Annotated in this window: 10 protein-coding genes; 4 read left to right on the top strand and 6 right to left on the bottom strand. The window is 70.9% G+C overall.

Going from position 1 to position 17,344, the window contains the following annotated elements:
* The first annotated feature begins 64 nt into the window (after positions 1–64).
* Positions 65–2,518 carry a DUF3772 domain-containing protein gene (locus K5L01_RS07855; protein ID WP_250063619.1) on the top strand — a complete coding sequence of 818 codons (2,454 nt, stop codon included), beginning with the start codon at positions 65–67 and terminating at the stop codon, positions 2,516–2,518.
* Positions 2,519–2,572: 54 nt separating this feature from the next.
* Here K5L01_RS07855 and K5L01_RS07850 read toward each other — a convergent pair whose 3' ends face one another.
* From K5L01_RS07850 to K5L01_RS07840, 3 genes are all read right to left on the bottom strand, one after another.
* Complete coding sequence (locus K5L01_RS07850) at positions 2,573–4,675, bottom strand: phosphoglycerol transferase I (RefSeq protein WP_250063617.1); 2,103 nt, start codon at positions 4,673–4,675, stop codon at positions 2,573–2,575.
* A 338-nt stretch (positions 4,676–5,013) separates the two neighbouring features.
* The gene (locus K5L01_RS07845; RefSeq protein ID WP_250063615.1) at positions 5,014–6,666 is read right to left on the bottom strand and encodes an ABC1 kinase family protein; all 1,653 of its coding nucleotides are present in this window, start codon (positions 6,664–6,666) and stop codon (positions 5,014–5,016) included.
* A gap of 190 nt (positions 6,667–6,856) precedes the next feature.
* Entirely contained in the window at positions 6,857–7,825 is a 969-nt protein-coding gene (locus tag K5L01_RS07840) for a LysR family transcriptional regulator (protein ID WP_250063613.1), read from the bottom strand.
* A gap of 107 nt (positions 7,826–7,932) precedes the next feature.
* Between K5L01_RS07840 and aceB the strand changes: the two genes are divergently transcribed.
* Both aceB and aceA read left to right on the top strand, forming a co-directional pair.
* The gene (gene aceB / locus K5L01_RS07835) at positions 7,933–9,597 is read left to right on the top strand and encodes a malate synthase A (RefSeq protein ID WP_250063611.1); all 1,665 of its coding nucleotides are present in this window, start codon (positions 7,933–7,935) and stop codon (positions 9,595–9,597) included.
* 113 nt (positions 9,598–9,710) lie between these two features.
* Positions 9,711–11,042 (top strand): isocitrate lyase, encoded by a 1,332-nt coding sequence (gene aceA / locus K5L01_RS07830; RefSeq protein WP_250063609.1) that lies wholly within the window; start codon positions 9,711–9,713, stop codon positions 11,040–11,042.
* A gap of 124 nt (positions 11,043–11,166) precedes the next feature.
* Here the strand turns inward: aceA and K5L01_RS07825 are convergent, their stop codons facing one another.
* The 3 genes from K5L01_RS07825 to K5L01_RS07815 form a co-directional block, all read right to left on the bottom strand.
* Positions 11,167–13,143, bottom strand: coding sequence for an acetyl-CoA carboxylase biotin carboxylase subunit (locus tag K5L01_RS07825; RefSeq protein ID WP_250063607.1), 1,977 nt, complete (start codon positions 13,141–13,143; stop codon positions 11,167–11,169).
* A 355-nt stretch (positions 13,144–13,498) separates the two neighbouring features.
* Positions 13,499–15,109 (bottom strand): carboxyl transferase domain-containing protein, encoded by a 1,611-nt coding sequence (locus K5L01_RS07820; protein ID WP_250063605.1) that lies wholly within the window; start codon positions 15,107–15,109, stop codon positions 13,499–13,501.
* A 207-nt stretch (positions 15,110–15,316) separates the two neighbouring features.
* Positions 15,317–16,480: an isovaleryl-CoA dehydrogenase gene (locus K5L01_RS07815; RefSeq protein ID WP_250063603.1), complete on the bottom strand. Its 1,164-nt coding sequence runs from the start codon at positions 16,478–16,480 to the stop codon at positions 15,317–15,319.
* Positions 16,481–16,620: 140 nt separating this feature from the next.
* Between K5L01_RS07815 and K5L01_RS07810 the strand changes: the two genes are divergently transcribed.
* Positions 16,621–17,238: a TetR/AcrR family transcriptional regulator gene (locus tag K5L01_RS07810; protein ID WP_250063601.1), complete on the top strand. Its 618-nt coding sequence runs from the start codon at positions 16,621–16,623 to the stop codon at positions 17,236–17,238.
* Positions 17,239–17,344 lie beyond the last annotated feature (106 nt).

Below are 17,344 nucleotides of genomic sequence, written 5' to 3'. Positions count from 1 at the left end.
TGGACGCGGGCTGATCTATAGTCGCGGCACGCGCGGTGGTCCGCGCCTGCCTGTGGATGCGCCCTTGTTCCGTCGCCGACGCCACCCCCTGTGTTGCCTGCTGGTGCTGCTGGTGCTGTTGGCCGGCGGTAGTCTGTCACCGTTGCCGGTGCTGGCCGCCGATGCCGGCGCCGGGGAGAGCGCGACGCCGCAGCTGCGCATCGGTGGCGCCGAACGCGCGCTGCAGGCGGTACGCCGTTCGCTGTCCGATGCCGGGGCGCCGGAAACCCTGAAGATGCTGTCCGAGCAGGCGCTGCAGGCCAAGCGCGATGCGGACGCGGCGGTGGCGGTGCTGGCCCCGCAGCTGCAGCAGCTCGATGCACGCATGGCGCAGCTCGGGCCGGTGGAGGACAGCACCCCGGAAGAACGCGGCATCGCCCGCCAGCGTGCCGCGCTGGAACAGCAGCGCAGCCACCTGGACGCGGACATCAAGCGCGGGCGGCTGGTGGCGGAGGACGCGCGGCAGCTGAGCGAATCGATCGAGAAGACGCGCGCGCAGCAGTTCGGGGAGCAGCTCGGGCGCAAGGTCGGTTCGCCGCTGTCGCCCGCGCTCTGGCGGCGTTTCGGCAATCAGCTGCCGGGCGATCTCGCCCGCATCCAGGGCTTCCGGCAGCAGGCCGCCAGCGGCCTGCACAGCGCAGTGGCCGCGCACGGCTGGAGCTCGCCCCTGCTGGGCGCGGGGCTGGCCCTGCTGATGGTGTTCCCGCTGCGGCTGTGGCTGCGGCGGCTCGGGTGGCGCTACGCCGCGTCCGAGCGCGCGCCGGCGGGGCGCCTGCGGCGGTCCGGGCTGGCCGTCTGGCTGCTGCTGGTCGGCACGGCGCTGCCGGGGCTGGCGGCGCTGGTGATGACCGGCAGCCTGGAGGCGATCTCGGCGATCCCGCCGCGGCTGCAGTCGGTGGCGCGGACGTTCGTCTGGGCCACCTTCGTGTCGGCGTTCATCGCCGCGCTGGCGACCAGCCTGCTGCAGCCGCGGCGCGCGTCGTGGCGCCTGCTCGCGATCGACGATCCGGCGGCGCAGCGGCTGCGCCGGCTGGCCTGGAGTGCGGCCGGCCTGACCTGGGTCACCGTGCTGGTGCGCGAGATCAACCGCGCGGCGCGCACCTCGCAGGTGAGCACGGTCGCGCTCGACGGCCTGGTCGCGCTGACCTACGTGCTGCTGATCATGGCGACACTGGTGACCCTGACCCGGCTGCACCGGCGCCGTGCGGCGGCGGCCGCGCGGGCCGAGCGTCAGGCCGACCCGGCGGCGGGCGCGAAGCCGCCGCGGGCCGCGCGCAGCGGCTGGCTGGTGCTGGCCCGCTTGGGGGGGCACCTGACCGTGCTGGCGGCGCTGGTGGCGGCCGTGCTGGGTTACCTCAATTTCGCCTTGTTCGTCGCCCAGCAGATGGTCTGGATGACCATGGTGGTCCTGGCGGTGCTGCTGCTGACCCGCTTCTGCGACGACCTTTCGTTGTGGCTGTTCGCGCCCGGCAGCGCCTTCGGCCGCACCCTGCGGCTGTCCACGGGGGTGGCGCCGGCGCGGCTGGAACAGGCCGGGGTGCTGCTGTCGGCGGTGCTGCGGGTGGGGTTGGTGGTGCTGGGCATCGCCGCGGTCACCCGCGGTTTCGGCAGTGCAAGCGCGCTGGCCGGCTGGGCCGACACGCTCGGCAACGGCCTGAAGGTCGGCGGCCAGCTGCTGCGCCCCTCGGCGCTGTTCTGGGCCGCGGTGGTGTTGATGCTCGGCCTGGCGCTGGTGAAGGTGGTGCAGCAGTGGCTGGTGGACACCTGGCTGCCCAAGACCGGCCTGGACGTGGGCTCGCGCAATTCGATCAGCACCGTGGCGCGCTACCTGGGCATCGTGCTGTCGGTGCTGTGGGCGCTGGCCACGCTCGGCATCGGCTTCGAGAAGCTGGCGCTGCTTGCCAGCGCGCTGTCGGTGGGCATCGGCTTCGGCCTGCAGGCGATCACCCAGAACTTCGTGTCCGGGCTGATCCTGCTGGCCGAGCGCCCGGTGAAGATCGGCGACTGGGTGAAGATCGGCGACCAGGAGGGCGACATCCGCCGCATCTCGGTGCGTTCGACCGAGATCCAGGTCGGCGACAAGTCCACGCTGATCGTGCCCAACTCCGAGCTGATCACCAAGACCATCCGCAACATGACGATGGCCGACGCGCTGGGCCGCATCCAGATCCAGTTCTCGGTGCCGCTGAGCACCGACGTGGGCCGCCTGCGGCAGTTGCTGCTGGAGATATTCGCCGGCAACGACAAGGTCCTGGCCGAGCCGGCGCCGCTGGTGTTCATCGATTCGATCAGCGGTGGCCTGGTGGCGATGAACTGCTTCGCCTACGTGCCCAGCGCCCGCGCGGTCTACGGGACGCGCAGCGAACTGCTGTTCGCGCTGCTGCAGCAGGCCGCGGCCAACGGCATCGCCCTGGTCACGCCCACCGACATCAACGTGCTGCGCGACGGGCCCGCGCCGCCGCCGCGCGGCGAAGGCTGACGCCCACCGGGGCCGGGGGCGGCGGGGTGCCGCCCGGACTGCCGAGGATGCGCGTCAGGAGCGCGGCCGGCCGCGGGCGGCGGGGAGCAGCGCGTAGCTGTCCACCGCCAGCTTCTCGGCATGGCTCAGCCAGGCGCGGATCTCCAGGTCGTCGATCTCTTCGTCCACGCCCAGCGGCAGGCGGATGCGGCCATCGCGGTCGGGCTGCACCCACTGCTGGGCGACGACGACCTTGCGCTGCGAGGACACCGCCTCGACCCAGAACGCGCGCGCCGGCCGCTGGCTGGCATACAGCTCCAGCACGTACTGGCCGGGGCGGGTGTGTTGCGCCTGGCGGCTGATCATGCGCGACTGCCGCACGCTCGGCCGGGGGCCGTGCAGCGGCTCCAGCGGCGCGTCGATGGCGATCCCGCGGCGCAACTGCGCATCGCGGTACAGGCGCATGCCCTGGTCGCTGTCCACCAGCAGCGCGCACCAGTCGCCGTCGGCCGAGCCGTCCTCGAACGCGGTGCAGCGGTCGACATAGGCCAGGCGGTGGCGAGGATCGGCTTCGTCGAACTTGCGCGAGGTGTTCTCCAGGTAGACCGACTCCAGCGCCCACTGGGCGTCGTACTCCAGCAGCACCGGCGGTTGTACCTTCTGTACGCCGACCAGCACCTCGTCGTCGTCCAGGCGCAGCATGCGGGTCTGGTCGCCGAGCCACAGCGAGCGCGCGAAGGCGCGGTAGCGCGCGTAGTCGGAGGGGTCGGACTTGAGCGCGGCGACGCTGGCGCTGGCCGGCCGCGGCGTGGCCAGCAGCGAGCGGCCGAAGCCGATCGCGTCCAGCGCCGGGTCCAGCAGGTGCAGCAGGGTGGCGCCGGAGTCCAGGGTGGTGCCGGCCTCGGCGGTGAGCTGCCGCGGCGCGATGTCCTTGCCGAGGAACAGCAGCAGGTTCTCCCGGTGCAGGTTCTCCAGCACGCTGCTCAGGTCGTTGGGCATGGCCAGGTGGTCGGAGGCGACCACCACCAGGGTGTCGTCGGCGTATGCGCTGGCGCGGATGCGGTCCACCAGGCGCGAGATCAGCCGGTCGCTGCACTTGAGCGCCTTGAGCAGGCCGATGTCGCCATGCGGGCTCGGATAGCGGGTGCCCTTGCAGGCCACCGGCAGGTGCCCGGCGGGGTGGTGGGTGTCCATGGTCAGCGCGGTGAGCATGAACGGCTGGCCGGCGCGCGACAGCTCCAGGAAGCGGTCGAACGCGCGCTCCAGCAGCACATCGTCATGGATGCCCCAGTTGGAGAAGTGCCGGGAGGCGATGCGCTGCTGCTTGAACCAGGCCAGGTCGCGGATATCGTCGAAGCCGTGGCTGGCGAGGAAGTCGGCCTTGGCGGCGAACTGGCCGTTGGCGCCGCCCATGTAGTGGTTGCTGTACCCCTGCTGCTTCAGGTAGTCGCCCAGGCAGAACGCTTCGGGCAGGAAGTGGCCCATGCGGCCCATGCTGTTCTCGTCGCCCTGGGCGGTGGTCAGCGGCACGCCGCACATCGACGACACCAGGCCGGCGATGGTCCAGCCGCTGCCGTCGGCCTGCGCGACATCGCGGACATCCAGCGCTTCATCGGCCAGCCGCCGCAGGTTGGGCATCAGCCCCGGGAACGCGGTCTCGTCGAGATAGGTGCGCTCCAGGCTCTCGCCGTAGATCCAGACGATGTTCTTCGGACGCGCCAGCGGCTGCGCGGGTACCGCGTACTCCGGCGCCACCAGGCTGTAGTCCACCGGCTTCATCTGCTGGTACAGGCGGCGGGCGTCGCCGTACAGCGGGCTGCCCAGTGTCGCCGCGACCAGCAGCGCCACGAAGCCGGCCGACAGTGCGCCCCCGTGCCGCGGCAGGCGGAAGCGGCGCACGCGCGCCAGCAGCAGCGGGCTCAGGGACAGCAGCACCAGGACCAGGAACGCGGCGATATAGCCCTTGAAGTCGCCGACACCGGCGCCCTCCATGTCGCTGCGCAGGTGGTAGAGCGTGGCCGAGTTGATGCCGTCGCCACTGAGCTGGTCGATCAGCCACCAGGCGCTGAGTGCGAGCAGCAGCAGCGACAGCAGGCCGCCCTTGGTGCGGGCCAGGGTGGCGGTGGACAGCAACAGCAGAAACAGCGCAGGCAGATACAGCCAGAGGGTCCAATGCATGCGGTCACTTGGGTAGTGGAGACAGGAGGCGCCCTGGCAGATGCAGGCATGGCGCGATCCACGGCGCCATGTCAGGCGCATGAAAGGTGGATGACGGAATCATGCACATACAAACCTGACTGAAATGTTTGCTGGAAACGGCATGAAAATGCCGGCTGCGAACATGGGCGGAGATGGCCGCAGGATGCGGTGCATGTTTGCCCAACGTGCGGCCAAACAACCGTGGAAACGGAAGCATCCGCGGCGTTGTAATATTGAAATTATGCCGGATACGGCATATTTCGCCGCTTGCCGGGGCGGTGCCGGCGGCCGTGGTCGGTGCCGCCGGGGCGGGCCGCTCAGCGGCGTCCGCGCTCCTCGTGGGCCCGTGCCCGCGTGCGCCGGTCGAACAGCAGCGCGCTCAGGATCAGCCCCAGCCCGATCAGCACACTGAGCAGGAACAGCAGCATCGCCAGCGCGGGGTAGCCGAACAGGAACAGGCCGCTCGGCAGGCGCATCAGCAGCACCGAGGACAGCAGCAGCGCGGCGGTGATCAGGGCCGCGGCGATACGGTTGGCGACCTTCTGGATGTTCTCCATCAGCCGCGATTCCTCCAGGCCGGTGACCTTCATCTGCAGGCGGTTCTCCGCGACCAGGCTGAGGATGTCGGACATCCGCCGCGGGCCGGTGCGCAGCAACTGCTGCAGCTCCATCGCTTCGCTGGCGAGGTTGGCGACCGACAGCGACTTGCCGAAGCGCGCGCGCATCACGTGCTGCAGCTGGTGCTCGACCACGCGCCGGGTGTCCAGTTCCGGGGCCAGCAGCCGGCAAGCGCCTTCCAGGTTGAGCAGCGCCTTGCCCAGTAGGCTCAGCTCCGGGGGCGTGCGCAGGTTGCAGGCGGTGGCGATGCGCACGATCTCCAGCACCACGTGGCCTTCGGACAGCGTGCCGTTGGCGGCGTAGCGCGCGATCATCTGCCCGGTCAGGCGCAGGTGGCGTTCCTCGTCATAGTCCTCCAGCCGGGTGCTGATGCCGATGATCTCGTCGGCCACTTCCTCGCCGCGTCCGTCCACCGCCGCGAACAGCACCTTGAGCAGGCGCTCGCGCAGGCGCGGCGGCACGTGCGCGACCATGCCCAGATCGAACACCGCCAGGCGCTGGTCGTCGGTCACGCGCAGGTTGCCGGGGTGCGGATCGGCATGGATCTCGCCATGCACGAAGATCTGGTCCAGGTAGCCCCGCACCAGGGCCGCGGCGAGCGGCAGCATCGACTGTTCGGTGCGCCGCACCGGCGGGATCGCATCCACCCGCACGCCGTGCACCCGCTCCATGGTCAGCACGCGCCTGCGGCACAGGTCCCACAGCGGCTGCGGCACCCACAGCTCCGGATACGGCGCCAGGTGGCGGCCGAAGCGGTCCAGGTTGGCGGCCTCGGCCTCGTAGTCCAGCTCCATGCGCAGGGTCTTGGCGAATTCGTCGAGCCAATCGACGAAGCGCACCCGCCGTCCGATCCGGGTCAGGTGGTCGGCGGCGCTGGCGAAGTTGCGCAGCACCGCCAGGTCCGAGCGCAGCTGCGCGGCGACGTCCGGCTTCTGCACCTTGATCGCCACTTCGCGGCCATCGTGCAGCACCGCACGGTGCACCTGGGCGATCGACGCGCAGCCCAGCGGTTCGGGGTCGAACTCGGCGAACAGCCGGGCGACCGGCGCACCGAGCTCCTCCTCGATCACCGCGCGCACCTGCTCCACCGGGATCGGCGCGACCTGTTCCTGCATGCGTTCCAGCGCGGCCACGTACTCGGGCGGGATCATGTCCGGCCGCGTCGAGAGGACCTGGCCGAGCTTGACGAAGGTGGTGCCCAGCGCTTCCAGGTCGGCAACGAACTGGGTCGGATCGGCATCCGCGGGCGGTGCGGTGCGGCGCAGCGGTCCGCCGTCGAGCTGCAGCCCGGAGAAGACCCCGGCATTGCGGTAGCGCAGCAGCAGCCGCAGTATCTGCTGGCGCCGGCTCATGCCGCCAACGGTGGAGGAGGCGGTACGGGGGTGTGTCGGAGCGGCCAAGGTGATCTCCCGCCAGCGTGATCGGGCAGTGTCACCGTCTTGTGGTGGTCGAGAGGTGAATGCGTGCCATGCGCAGGCACGTCGAACTTCGACCGGACTGAGGACGCGTCGATACGCGTATTTGCTCGGTCGCAGTGTGGCCTCAACGCTCCGAAGGGCCGGTGTCGTCGTACTGGCGCGGTGCGAACAGGTCGGGGCGGATCAGCTCGATGAAGGCGCGTGCCTGCGGTGACAGCGCTTTGCCGCGGCGCACGGTCACGCCGTAGCTGCGCGACGGGAAATAGCCGGCCATCGGGCGGATCGCCAGCCGTTCCCGGTCGCTGTCGTTGAGGCACAGCGCGGTGACGATGGAGATGCCCATGTCCATCGCCACGTACTGCTTGATCACCTCCCAGCCGCCGACTTCCAGGGCCACCGTGTACGGCACGCGGTGGCGCTGGAACACCAGGTCCACCAGCCGCCAGGTGATCTGCCGCTTCGGTGGCAGGATCAGCGGCCACGGCGAGAGGTCGTCGAGGGTGGGGGACGGCATGCCGGCCAGCGGGTGGCCGAGGGGGGTGATCAGCACCTGCTCGAAGTCGTAGACCGGCGCGTAGCTGAGGTCGCCGGGCACGTCGAGCATCGAGCCGACCACCAGGTCGGCGGCGTCGCTGCGCAGCAGGGCGGTGCCGTCGGCGCTGATCGCGTCCTGCAGGGTGAGCCGGACCTCGGGGTGGCGCTGGCGGAAGGCCTCGACGATCTTCGGCAGCAGGTACAGGATCGTCGAGGCATTGGCGGCGACGGTCAGTTCGCCGGCGTCCAGTCCACGGACCTTGTCGCGGAAGCCGGCTTCCAGCCCGTCCAGGCTTTCCACCAGCGGCTGCGCCATCTCGTACAGCAGCTGGCCCTCGCGGCTGGGGACCAGGCGCCGCCCGCTGCGTTCGAACAGCACGACTCCCAGCTCCCGTTCCAGGGCCTGCAGTTGCTGGCTCACCGCCGGCTGGCTGACGAACAGGGCTTCCGCGGCCCGTGACACCGAGCCCAGGCGCACCGTCTGGCAGAACGCGCGCAGTGGCTTGAGCCGGTCGGACTTGTAGGAAAAACGCGGCGTTGCGGGCGTCCCGGGGGTCATTTCAGGTAATTATTAGCACAGCTTATGTTTTGTATTGCAAAAACTGTTTTGCCAATAATCGTCTCCGGTCGCACGGTGGAGCTCCCCGACACCCGCAGGGTTCCGCCATGTCCGCTGTCGCCACCGCCCACTGCAGCCATCCTTCCGTCCCCGTCCCCGTCCCCGTCCCCGTCCGCCCGACGCCGGGCATCACCGTGGCACCGCGGCTCGCAGGCCAGTCGGCGCTGCTGCCGGCCGGTGCGCTGGCGCTGCTGGTCTCGCTGCACCGCTCGGTGGAGCCGGAGCGGCAGGCACGGCTGGCCGCCCGGCGGCGGCGGCAGGCGTTCTTCGACCAGGGCGGGGTGCCGGATTTCCGTACCGATACCGCCGCCATCCGCACCGGTGACTGGACGGTCGCGCCGATCCCGGCGGCGCTGCAGGACCGCCGGGTGGAGATCACCGGGCCGACCGATCCCAAGATGGTGATCAACGCGCTGAATTCCGGCGCGCGGGTGTTCATGGCCGACCTGGAGGATTCGACCTCGCCGACCTGGCGCAACGTGCTGGCCGGCCAGCAGACCCTGATCGACGCGGTCCGCGGCGACCTGGCGTACACCGCGCCGGCGGTGGACGGGCGGCCGGGCAAGGCCTATGCGCTGCGCCCGTCCGCCGAGCAGGCGGTGCTGATCGTGCGCCCACGCGGCTGGCACCTGGACGAGAAGCACGTGCAGATCGATGGCCAGCCGATCGCCGGCGGCCTGTTCGATGCGGCGGTGTTCGCCTTCCACAACGCCCGCGCGCTGATGCGCAAGGAACGCGGCCCCTACCTGTACCTGCCCAAGCTGGAGTCGATGGAGGAGGCGGCGCTGTGGGAAACCGCGCTGTCGCACATCGAAGGCATGCTGGGCCTGCCGCAGGGGCAGATCAAGGTCACGGTGCTGATCGAGACCCTGCCGGCGGTGTTCGAGATGGACGAGATCCTGCACGCGCTGCGCGGCCGCATCGTCGGCCTGAACTGCGGGCGCTGGGACTACATCTTCTCCTACCTGAAGACCTTCCGCCGGCATGCCGACAAGGTGCTGCCCGAGCGCGGCCAGGTGACCATGACCCAGCCGTTCCTGAAGGCGTACTCGGAGCTGCTGATCCAGACCTGCCACCGCCGCGGCGCGCATGCGATGGGCGGCATGGCGGCGCAGATCCCGATCAACCACGACCCGGCCGCCAACGAGCAGGCGCTGGCACGGGTGCGCGCCGACAAGCTGCGCGAGGTGCGCGCGGGGCACGACGGCACCTGGGTGGCGCACCCGGCGCTGATCCCGGTGGCACGTGCGATCTTCGACGAGCACATGCCCGGCCCCAACCAGCATGCGGTGCTGCGCCGCGACGTGCGGGTCGCGCGCGACGACCTGGTCGCGCCCTGCCCGGGCACCATCACCCGCGCCGGCTTCGAGAACAACGTCGAGGTGTGCGTGCGCTACCTGGCCGCCTGGCTGGACGGCAACGGCTGCGTGCCGATCCACAACCTGATGGAGGATGCGGCCACCGCCGAGATCAGCCGCAGCCAGCTGTGGCAATGGCTGCATGCCGGCGACCGGCAGCTCGACGACGGCACCGCGATCGATGCCGGCCTGCTCGACAGCGTCCTGCGCACGCTGCCGGCGAAGCTGGGCGACACCACGGCGCTGCCCGGCGGCGGGCGCATCGCCGACGCCATCGGCCTGCTCGACACGCTGACCCGTGCCGATGAACTGGCCGAGTTCCTGACCGTGCCGGCCTACCGGCAGCTCGACTGAGCCTTTCCGTTCCTTCCTGCAGGTCCGGCCCGGACCGCGGCGCCGGCCACCCGCCGGCGCCGCGGTGGTCGTCGGCGCCGTACCCGCAGGCCATGCCCAACGAGGAGTCCACCATGAGCACCCATCAGCAACAGATCGACGCCCTGCAGCAGGACTGGGACACCAACCCGCGCTGGCACGGCATCACGCGTCCCTACCGCGCCGCCGACGTGGTGCGCCTGCGCGGTACCGTGCAGCCGGAGCACACCCTGGCCCGGCGCGGCGCCGAGCGGCTGTGGAAGCTGGTCAACGGCGAGGCGAAGAAGGGCTACGTCAACGCCTTCGGCGCGATCAGCGCCGGCCAGGCGATGCAGCAGGCCAAGGCCGGCCTGGAAGCGGTGTACCTGTCGGGTTGGCAGGTGGCGGCCGACGGCAACAGCTCCGAGACCATGTACCCGGACCAGTCGCTGTACGCCTACGATTCGGTGCCGACCATGGTCCGGCGCATCAACAACACCTTCCAGCGCGCCGACGAGATCCAGTGGAAGAACATCGTCGACGGCAGGCTGGAGGAGAAGGACGCGATCGACTTCTTCCTGCCGATCGTCGCCGACGGCGAGGCCGGCTTCGGCGGTGTGCTCAACGCCTACGAGCTGATGAAGAACATGATCGTCGCCGGCGCCGCCGCGGTGCATTTCGAGGACCAGCTGGCCGCGGTGAAGAAGTGCGGGCACATGGGCGGCAAGGTGCTGGTGCCGACCCAGGAGGCGATCCAGAAGCTGTCGGCGGCGCGCCTGGCGGCCGACGTGCTGGGCGTGCCGACGATCGTGCTGGCCCGCACCGACGCCGAGGCGGCCAACCTGCTGACCAGCGACGTCGACCCGAACGATGCACCGTTCGTCACCGGCGAGCGCACCGCCGAAGGCTTCTATCGCGTGAAGAACGGCCTGGAGCAGGCGATCAGCCGCGGCGTGGCCTACGCCCCGCACGCCGACCTGGTGTGGTGCGAGACCGGCACCCCGGACCTGGGCTTCGCCCGCGAGTTCGCGCAGGCGGTGCACGCGGCCAGCCCGGGCAAGCGCCTGTCCTACAACTGCTCGCCGTCGTTCAACTGGAAGAAAAACCTGGACGACCGGACCATCGCGCGCTTCCAGGACGAGCTGGCCGCACTGGGCTACACCTACCAGTTCATCACCCTGGCCGGCATCCACATCAACTGGTTCAACACCTTCAAGTTCGCCCACGACTATGCGCGCGGCGAGGGCATGCGCCACTACGTGGAGCAGGTGCAGGAACCGGAGTTCGCCGCGCGCGGGCAGGGCTATACCTTCGTCTCGCACCAGCAGGAAGTGGGCGCGGGCTATTTCGACGACGTGACCACGGTGATCCAGGGGGGCGCTTCCAGCGTCACCGCCTTGACCGGCTCCACCGAGGAAGCGCAGTTCGCGTCGGAAAAGGCGGCCTGACCCCGGCCGCCGGTCGCGGCGCCACCGTACCGCCAGGGCGGTGCGGTGGCGCAGGGAGCATGGCGGGGCATCCACCGGTCCGGCAGGGCCGGTGGCCGCTGACGGCGCCCGCGCGCGGCCGCCGTCAGGCGTCGGCGGCCTGGAAATCCACCAGCACCGCGCCGTCCTCCACCTGGTCGCCGCTGCGCACGCGGTAGCCCTCGACCACGCCGTCGGCATGCGCCTGCAGGGTGTGCTCCATCTTCATCGCCTCGATCACCAGCAGCGGCGTGCCGCGTGCGACCCGCGTGCCCGGTTCGGCGAGCAGGGCGACCACGCGCCCGGGCATCGGTGCCAGCAGGCCGCTGTCGTCGTCGCCCGGCTGCGCGGCATCGGCCACCGGGTCGTGCAGGGTGAGGCGCAGCGCCGAGGCGCCGGCGAGCAGCTGCAGGTCGCCGGCCTGGTACAGGTACGGCCCGCGCCGCAGCACGCCCGCCACCTGCAGTGCGAAGGCATCGATGCCGACCGTTCCGGTGACGACCACGGTGTCGTCTTCCAGCCGCACCTGCCAGTGGCCGTCGCCACCGTGCACCGGCAGTGTGCGCCGCTGCGGTCCGGCCTGCAGGGTGACCTGCCGCGGGGCGGCCGTCCCCAGGCGCCAGCCGTCGGCCAGCGCCCACGGTGAGCCGCCGCGCCCGGCGGTGCCGGTGGCGCTGGCGGCCAGGACCGCGGCCAGCGCCCAGTCATGGGCGTGCGGCGCGTGCCGGGCGACCTCCAGCGCGGCGTGTTCGCGCTGGATCAGCGCGGTATCGAGGTCGGCGTCGCGGAAGGCGGGGGTCATCACCAGCCGCCGCAGGAAGTCGGCATTGGTGGTCACGCCGAGCGCCCGGCAGTGCCCCAGTGCCTGCTGCAGGCGCTGCAGCGCCCGTTCCCGGGTGCTGTCGTGGACGATCAGCTTGGCGATCATCGGGTCGTAGTAGGCGGTGATGGCATCGCCCTGCTCGACCCCGGCATCGACGCGGACATGGGCGCCGGCCGCCGGCAGGTGCAGATGGTGCAGGCGGCCGGTGGAGGGCAGGAACCCCCGATCGGCATCCTCGGCGTACAGCCGCGCTTCGATGGCATGGCCCTGGATGCGCAACTGCGCCTGGGTCCGGGGCAGCGGCTGGCCGGCGGCGACCCGCAGCTGCCATTCGACCAGGTCGGTGCCGGTGATCATCTCGGTCACCGGGTGCTCGACCTGCAGGCGGGTGTTCATTTCCATGAACCAGAACTCGCCGCCGGGCGCGGCGATGAACTCCACGGTGCCCGCACCGACGTAGCCGACCGCGCGTGCGGCGTCGATGGCGGCCTGGCCCATCGCGGCACGGCGGGCCTCGCTCATGCCGGGCGCGGGGGCCTCTTCCAGCACCTTCTGGTGGCGGCGCTGCACCGAGCAGTCGCGTTCGAACAGGTGGACCATGTTGCCGTGGCCGTCGCCGAACACCTGGATCTCGATGTGGCGCGGCCGCTCGATGTATTTCTCCACCAGGACGTGCGCGTTGCCGAACGCCGACTGTGCTTCGCGCTGGCAGCTGGCCAGGGCCGCCTCGAAGTCCGCGCTGGCCTCGACCCGGCGCATGCCCTTGCCGCCGCCGCCGGCACTGGCCTTGATCAGCACCGGATAGCCGATGGCGTCGGCCTGCGCGCGCAGGAACGCGGGCTCCTGGCGCTCGCCGTGGTAGCCGGGCGTGAGCGGCACGCCGGCCTGCTGCATCAGCGCCTTGGCCGCGCTCTTGTCGCCCATCGCGTCGATGGCGCTGGCCGGCGGGCCGATGAAGACGATGCCGGCCTCGGCGCAGGCCCGCGCGAAACCGGCGTTCTCGGACAGGAAGCCGTAGCCGGGGTGGATCGCCTGCGCGCCGGTGCGGCGCGCGGCCTCGAGGATGGCCTCGCCGCGCAGGTAGCTGTCCGCCGCCGGCGCCGGGCCGATGCGGACGGCCTCGTCGGCCAGCCGCACGTGCCGCGCGTCGCGGTCGGCGTCCGAATACACCGCCACCGTGGCGATGCCCAGGCGGTGGCAGGTGGCGATGACGCGGCAGGCGATCTCGCCGCGGTTGGCGATCAGGATCTTGTCGAACATGGCGTTGTCCATGACGTGCTGCACGGCGGCAGCTTGAAGGATTGAAAAGCGTTCGCTCCCCTGTCGGGGGGCGAGCCGCTGTTCTTTGCTCGTGCAAGGAAAAGGTGGCCAAAAGAAAGCACTCCCTGCCTTCGCGTCCGATGCGCGGCGCGCATCGGGTCCGCTCCGCCGCCGGGATCGTTCGACACGGCATCCTTGTCGTGTCGAAAAACGGCGTGCATCGATGCACCCCGCCCTGCGGGCCTCGTCCGTCGGCTCCGTCGCTGGGGAAGGGAGCCCGGAGAAGCGGAGGCGACGGCAGGAACCGAAGCAAAGGCGCGGCCTTCCAGTTCGGCATGCCTCATGCCGGTGGCCATCACATCCGGAACACGCCGAACCGCGTGTCCTGCGCCGGGGCATTGAGGCTGGCAGCCAGCGCCAGCCCGAGCACCCGGCGGGTATCCGCCGGATCGATCACGCCGTCGTCCCACAGCCGCGCGCTGGCGTAGTAAGGATGGCCCTGCCGCTCGAACTGGTCGCGGATCGGCTGCTTGAAGGCATCCTCCTCCTGCGCCGACCACTGCCCGCCCTTGCCCTCGATGCCGTCGCGCCTGACCGTGGCCAGCACGCTGGCGGCCTGCTCGCCGCCCATCACCCCGATGCGCGCGTTCGGCCACATCCACAGGAAATGCGGCGAGTACGCCCGCCCGCACATTCCGTAGTTGCCGGCGCCGAAGGAACCCCCGATCACCACCGTGTACTTGGGCACCCGCGCGTTGGCCACCGCCATCACTAGCTTGGCGCCGTCCTTGGCGATGCCGCCGTGCTCGTACCTGCGGCCGACCATGAAGCCGGTGATGTTCTGCAGGAACACCAGCGGGATGCCGCGCTGGCAGCACAGCTCGATGAAGTGCGCGCCCTTCAGCGCCGACTCCGAGAACAGGATGCCGTTGTTGGCGAGGATGCCGACCGGGTGCCCGTGCACGTGCGCGAAGCCGGTGACCAGCGTATTGCCGTAGCGCGGCTTGAACTCGTCGAAGCGTGACCCGTCGACCACGCGCATGATCACCTCGCGCACGTCGTAGGGCTTGCGGGTGTCGGCGGGGATCACCCCGTACAGATCGCGTGCGTCGAACAGCGGTTCCTCGCCGGGCAGCAGCGCCACGCCGGGTGCGGGCGGGCGCCGGTTGAGGCTGGCGACGATCGCACGCACCCGCGCCAGCGCCTGCAGGTCGTTGTCGGCCATGTGGTCGGCGACCCCGGAGATGCGGGTGTGCACGTCGGCGCCTCCCAGTTCCTCGGCGCTGACCACCTCGCCGGTGGCGGCCTTCACCAGTGGCGGGCCGCCGAGGAAGATCGTGCCCTGCTCCTTGACGATCACCGTCTCGTCGCTCATCGCCGGCACGTAGGCGCCGCCGGCGGTGCAGCTGCCCATCACGCAGGCGATCTGCGGGATGCCCTGCGCGGACAGGTTGGCCTGGTTGTAGAAGATGCGCCCGAAGTGGTCGCGGTCCGGGAATACCTCGTCCTGCAGCGGCAGGAAGGCGCCGCCGGAATCGACCAGGTAGAGGCAGGGCAGGCGGTTCTGCTGCGCGATTTCCTGCGCGCGCAGGTGCTTCTTCACCGTGACCGGGTAATAGGTGCCGCCCTTGACGGTGGCGTCGTTGGCGACGATCAGGCATTCCACGCCGGACACGCGGCCGATGCCGGCGACGAGCCCCGCACAGGGCACCGGGTCGTCATACATGCCATGCGCGGCCAGCGGCGCGATCTCCAGGAACGGGCTGCCCGGATCGAGCAGCGCGTCGATCCGCTCGCGCACCAGCAGTTTGCCGCGTGCGGTGTGCTTGGCGCGGGCCCCCTCGCTGCCGCCGCGTGCGGTGCGTTCCAGTGTGGCGTGCAGGTCGTCGACCACGGCCTGCATCGCCGCGCGGTTGGCTTCGAACGTCTCGCTGCCGGGTTGCAGCCGGGTTTTCAGTACGGTCATGGCAGATGTCCTGCGGTTTCCTTCTCCCCCTGGGAGAGGCTGCCCCGAAGGGCGGGTGAGGAGCGGGCGACGCCTCGGGAAGATCCACGCGGGGCATCCCGTACGTTCTGTCCCTTCCCTGCGCCGCGCGCCGCCCCTGCGCGGGGACAGGGGAAGCGCGGCGGATGGCGGACCGCCGCGCTCACGCCGGACGGAGGGCGGCTTCCATCATGCCGTGCGCTGGAACAGCTCGCGCCCGATCAGCATGCGGCGGATCTCCGAGGTGCCCGCGCCGATCTCGTACAGCTTCGCGTCGCGCCACAGGCGGCCGGTGGGATAGTCGTTGATGTAGCCGTTGCCGCCGAGGATCTGGATGGCCTCGCCGGCCGCCCAGGTCGCCTTCTCGGCGGCGTACAGGATCGCCCCGGCCGCGTCCTGGCGGGTGGTGCGGCCCTGGTCGCAGGCCCGCGCCACCGCATAGACATACGCGCGGCAGGCGTTGAGGCCGACGTACATGTCGGCCAGCTTGGCCTGGATCAGCTGGAAGGTGCCGATCGGTTCGCCGAACTGCCGGCGCTCGTGCACGTAGGGCAGCACCACGTCCAGCGCCGCGGCCATCAGCCCGAGCGGGCCGCCGGCGAGCACCACGCGCTCGTAGTCCAGCCCGGACATGAGCACCTTCACGCCACCACCGACCTCGCCCAGCACGTTCCCGGCGGGGACCTCGCAGTCGTCGAACACCAGCTCGCAGGTAGGCGAGGCGCGCATGCCCAGCTTGTCCAGCTTCTGCGCGGTGCTGAAGCCCTTCATGCCCTTTTCGACGATGAACGCGGTGATGCCGCGCGCGCCGGCCTGCGGGTCGGTCTTGGCATAGACCACCAGCACGTCGGCATCCGGGCCGTTGGTGATCCACATCTTGCTGCCGTTGAGCAGGTAGTGGTCGCCGCGGCGCTCGGCCCGCAGCGCCATCGACACCACGTCCGAGCCGGCGCCCGGCTCGCTCATCGCCAGCGCGCCGACGTGCTCGCCGCTGCACAGCCTGGGCAGGTAGGCGCGCTTCTGCGCCTCGCTGGCGTTCTTGCGCAGCTGGTTGAGGCACAGGTTGGAGTGCGCGCCGTAGGACAGGCCGATGCCGCCGGACGCGCGCGAGATCTCCTCCATCGCCACCACGTGCGCCAGGTAGCCCATGCCGGTGCCGCCGTAGGCGTCCTCCACGGTCATGCCCAGCAGTCCCTGTTCGCCAAGCTGGCGCCAGAGGTGGGCGGGAAAGCGGCCGGCGGCGTCGGCCTCCCCGGCGAGCGGGGCGATCTGGGCCGCGGCGAACTGCGCCACGCTGTCGCGCAGCAGGTCGATCTCTTCGCCGAGATCGAAGGACAGGGTGGGGACGTGCATGGGGGCGGCTCCAGTACTGCTTGGCGGGGCGCTCCGGGGTGGGGGGACGGATGGCCGTCGGCACGGGCGTTTCCGCGCAGCCTAGCGGGTCCGGATAAAAAAGTGAACACAAATTCAATAATTGATCCTAGAATCGCGCCATGGCCTACCAGCGCTCGGAACGGATGGAGAAACGCCTTGCCGGCAACCGGGCGGCGATCCTGTCCGCTGCGCGGCGGCTGATCGCCAGCGGGGGCTACCGCAATGCGCCGGTCACCGCGGTCGCGGCCGAGGCCGGCGTCTCCACCGGGCTGATCTACCGGCATTTCCAGTCCAAGGCGGAGCTGTTCGTGGAAGTGCTCAGCGCGGCGGTGGCGTACGAACTGGAGATCCTGTCGGCGATCGCGGACGAGGCGCTGCCGGCGCCGCAGCGGCTGCAGCGGGCGGTGGCCTCGTTCGTGCGCCGGGCACTGGCGGGCCCGAGCCTGGCCTATGCCTTCATCGCCGAGCCGGTCGATCCCCAGGTCGATGCCGAGCGCATCCGCTGCCGGCGCCTGTTCGGCGACGTGTTCAGGCGCATCCTCGCCGACGGCGTGGCGGCGGGCGAGCTGCCGCCCCAGGACCTGGACATCAGCGCGGCCTGCATCGTCGGTGCGTTCACCGAGGCCCTGGTCGGGCCGACCGCGCCCAGCCGCGACGGCCTGCGCGACGGCGAACAGCTGGTGGAGGCGGTCTGCGCGCTGTGCCTGCGTGCCGCCGGGTTGCCGGCGGCACGGTAGTGGCCGACGCCCGGGCGCGCGGGGCCGGGCGCCCGGTGGCGGAGGAAAAGGCCGCCGGGCCCGAGGCACGGCGCCGGCCGGATGCGTTGCGGTCGGCCCCGGACGC

Source organism: Stenotrophomonas mori, assembly GCF_023556335.1.
GTDB lineage: Bacteria > Pseudomonadota > Gammaproteobacteria > Xanthomonadales > Xanthomonadaceae > Stenotrophomonas > Stenotrophomonas mori.
This window is presented reverse-complemented; position numbering and strand designations above follow the sequence as displayed.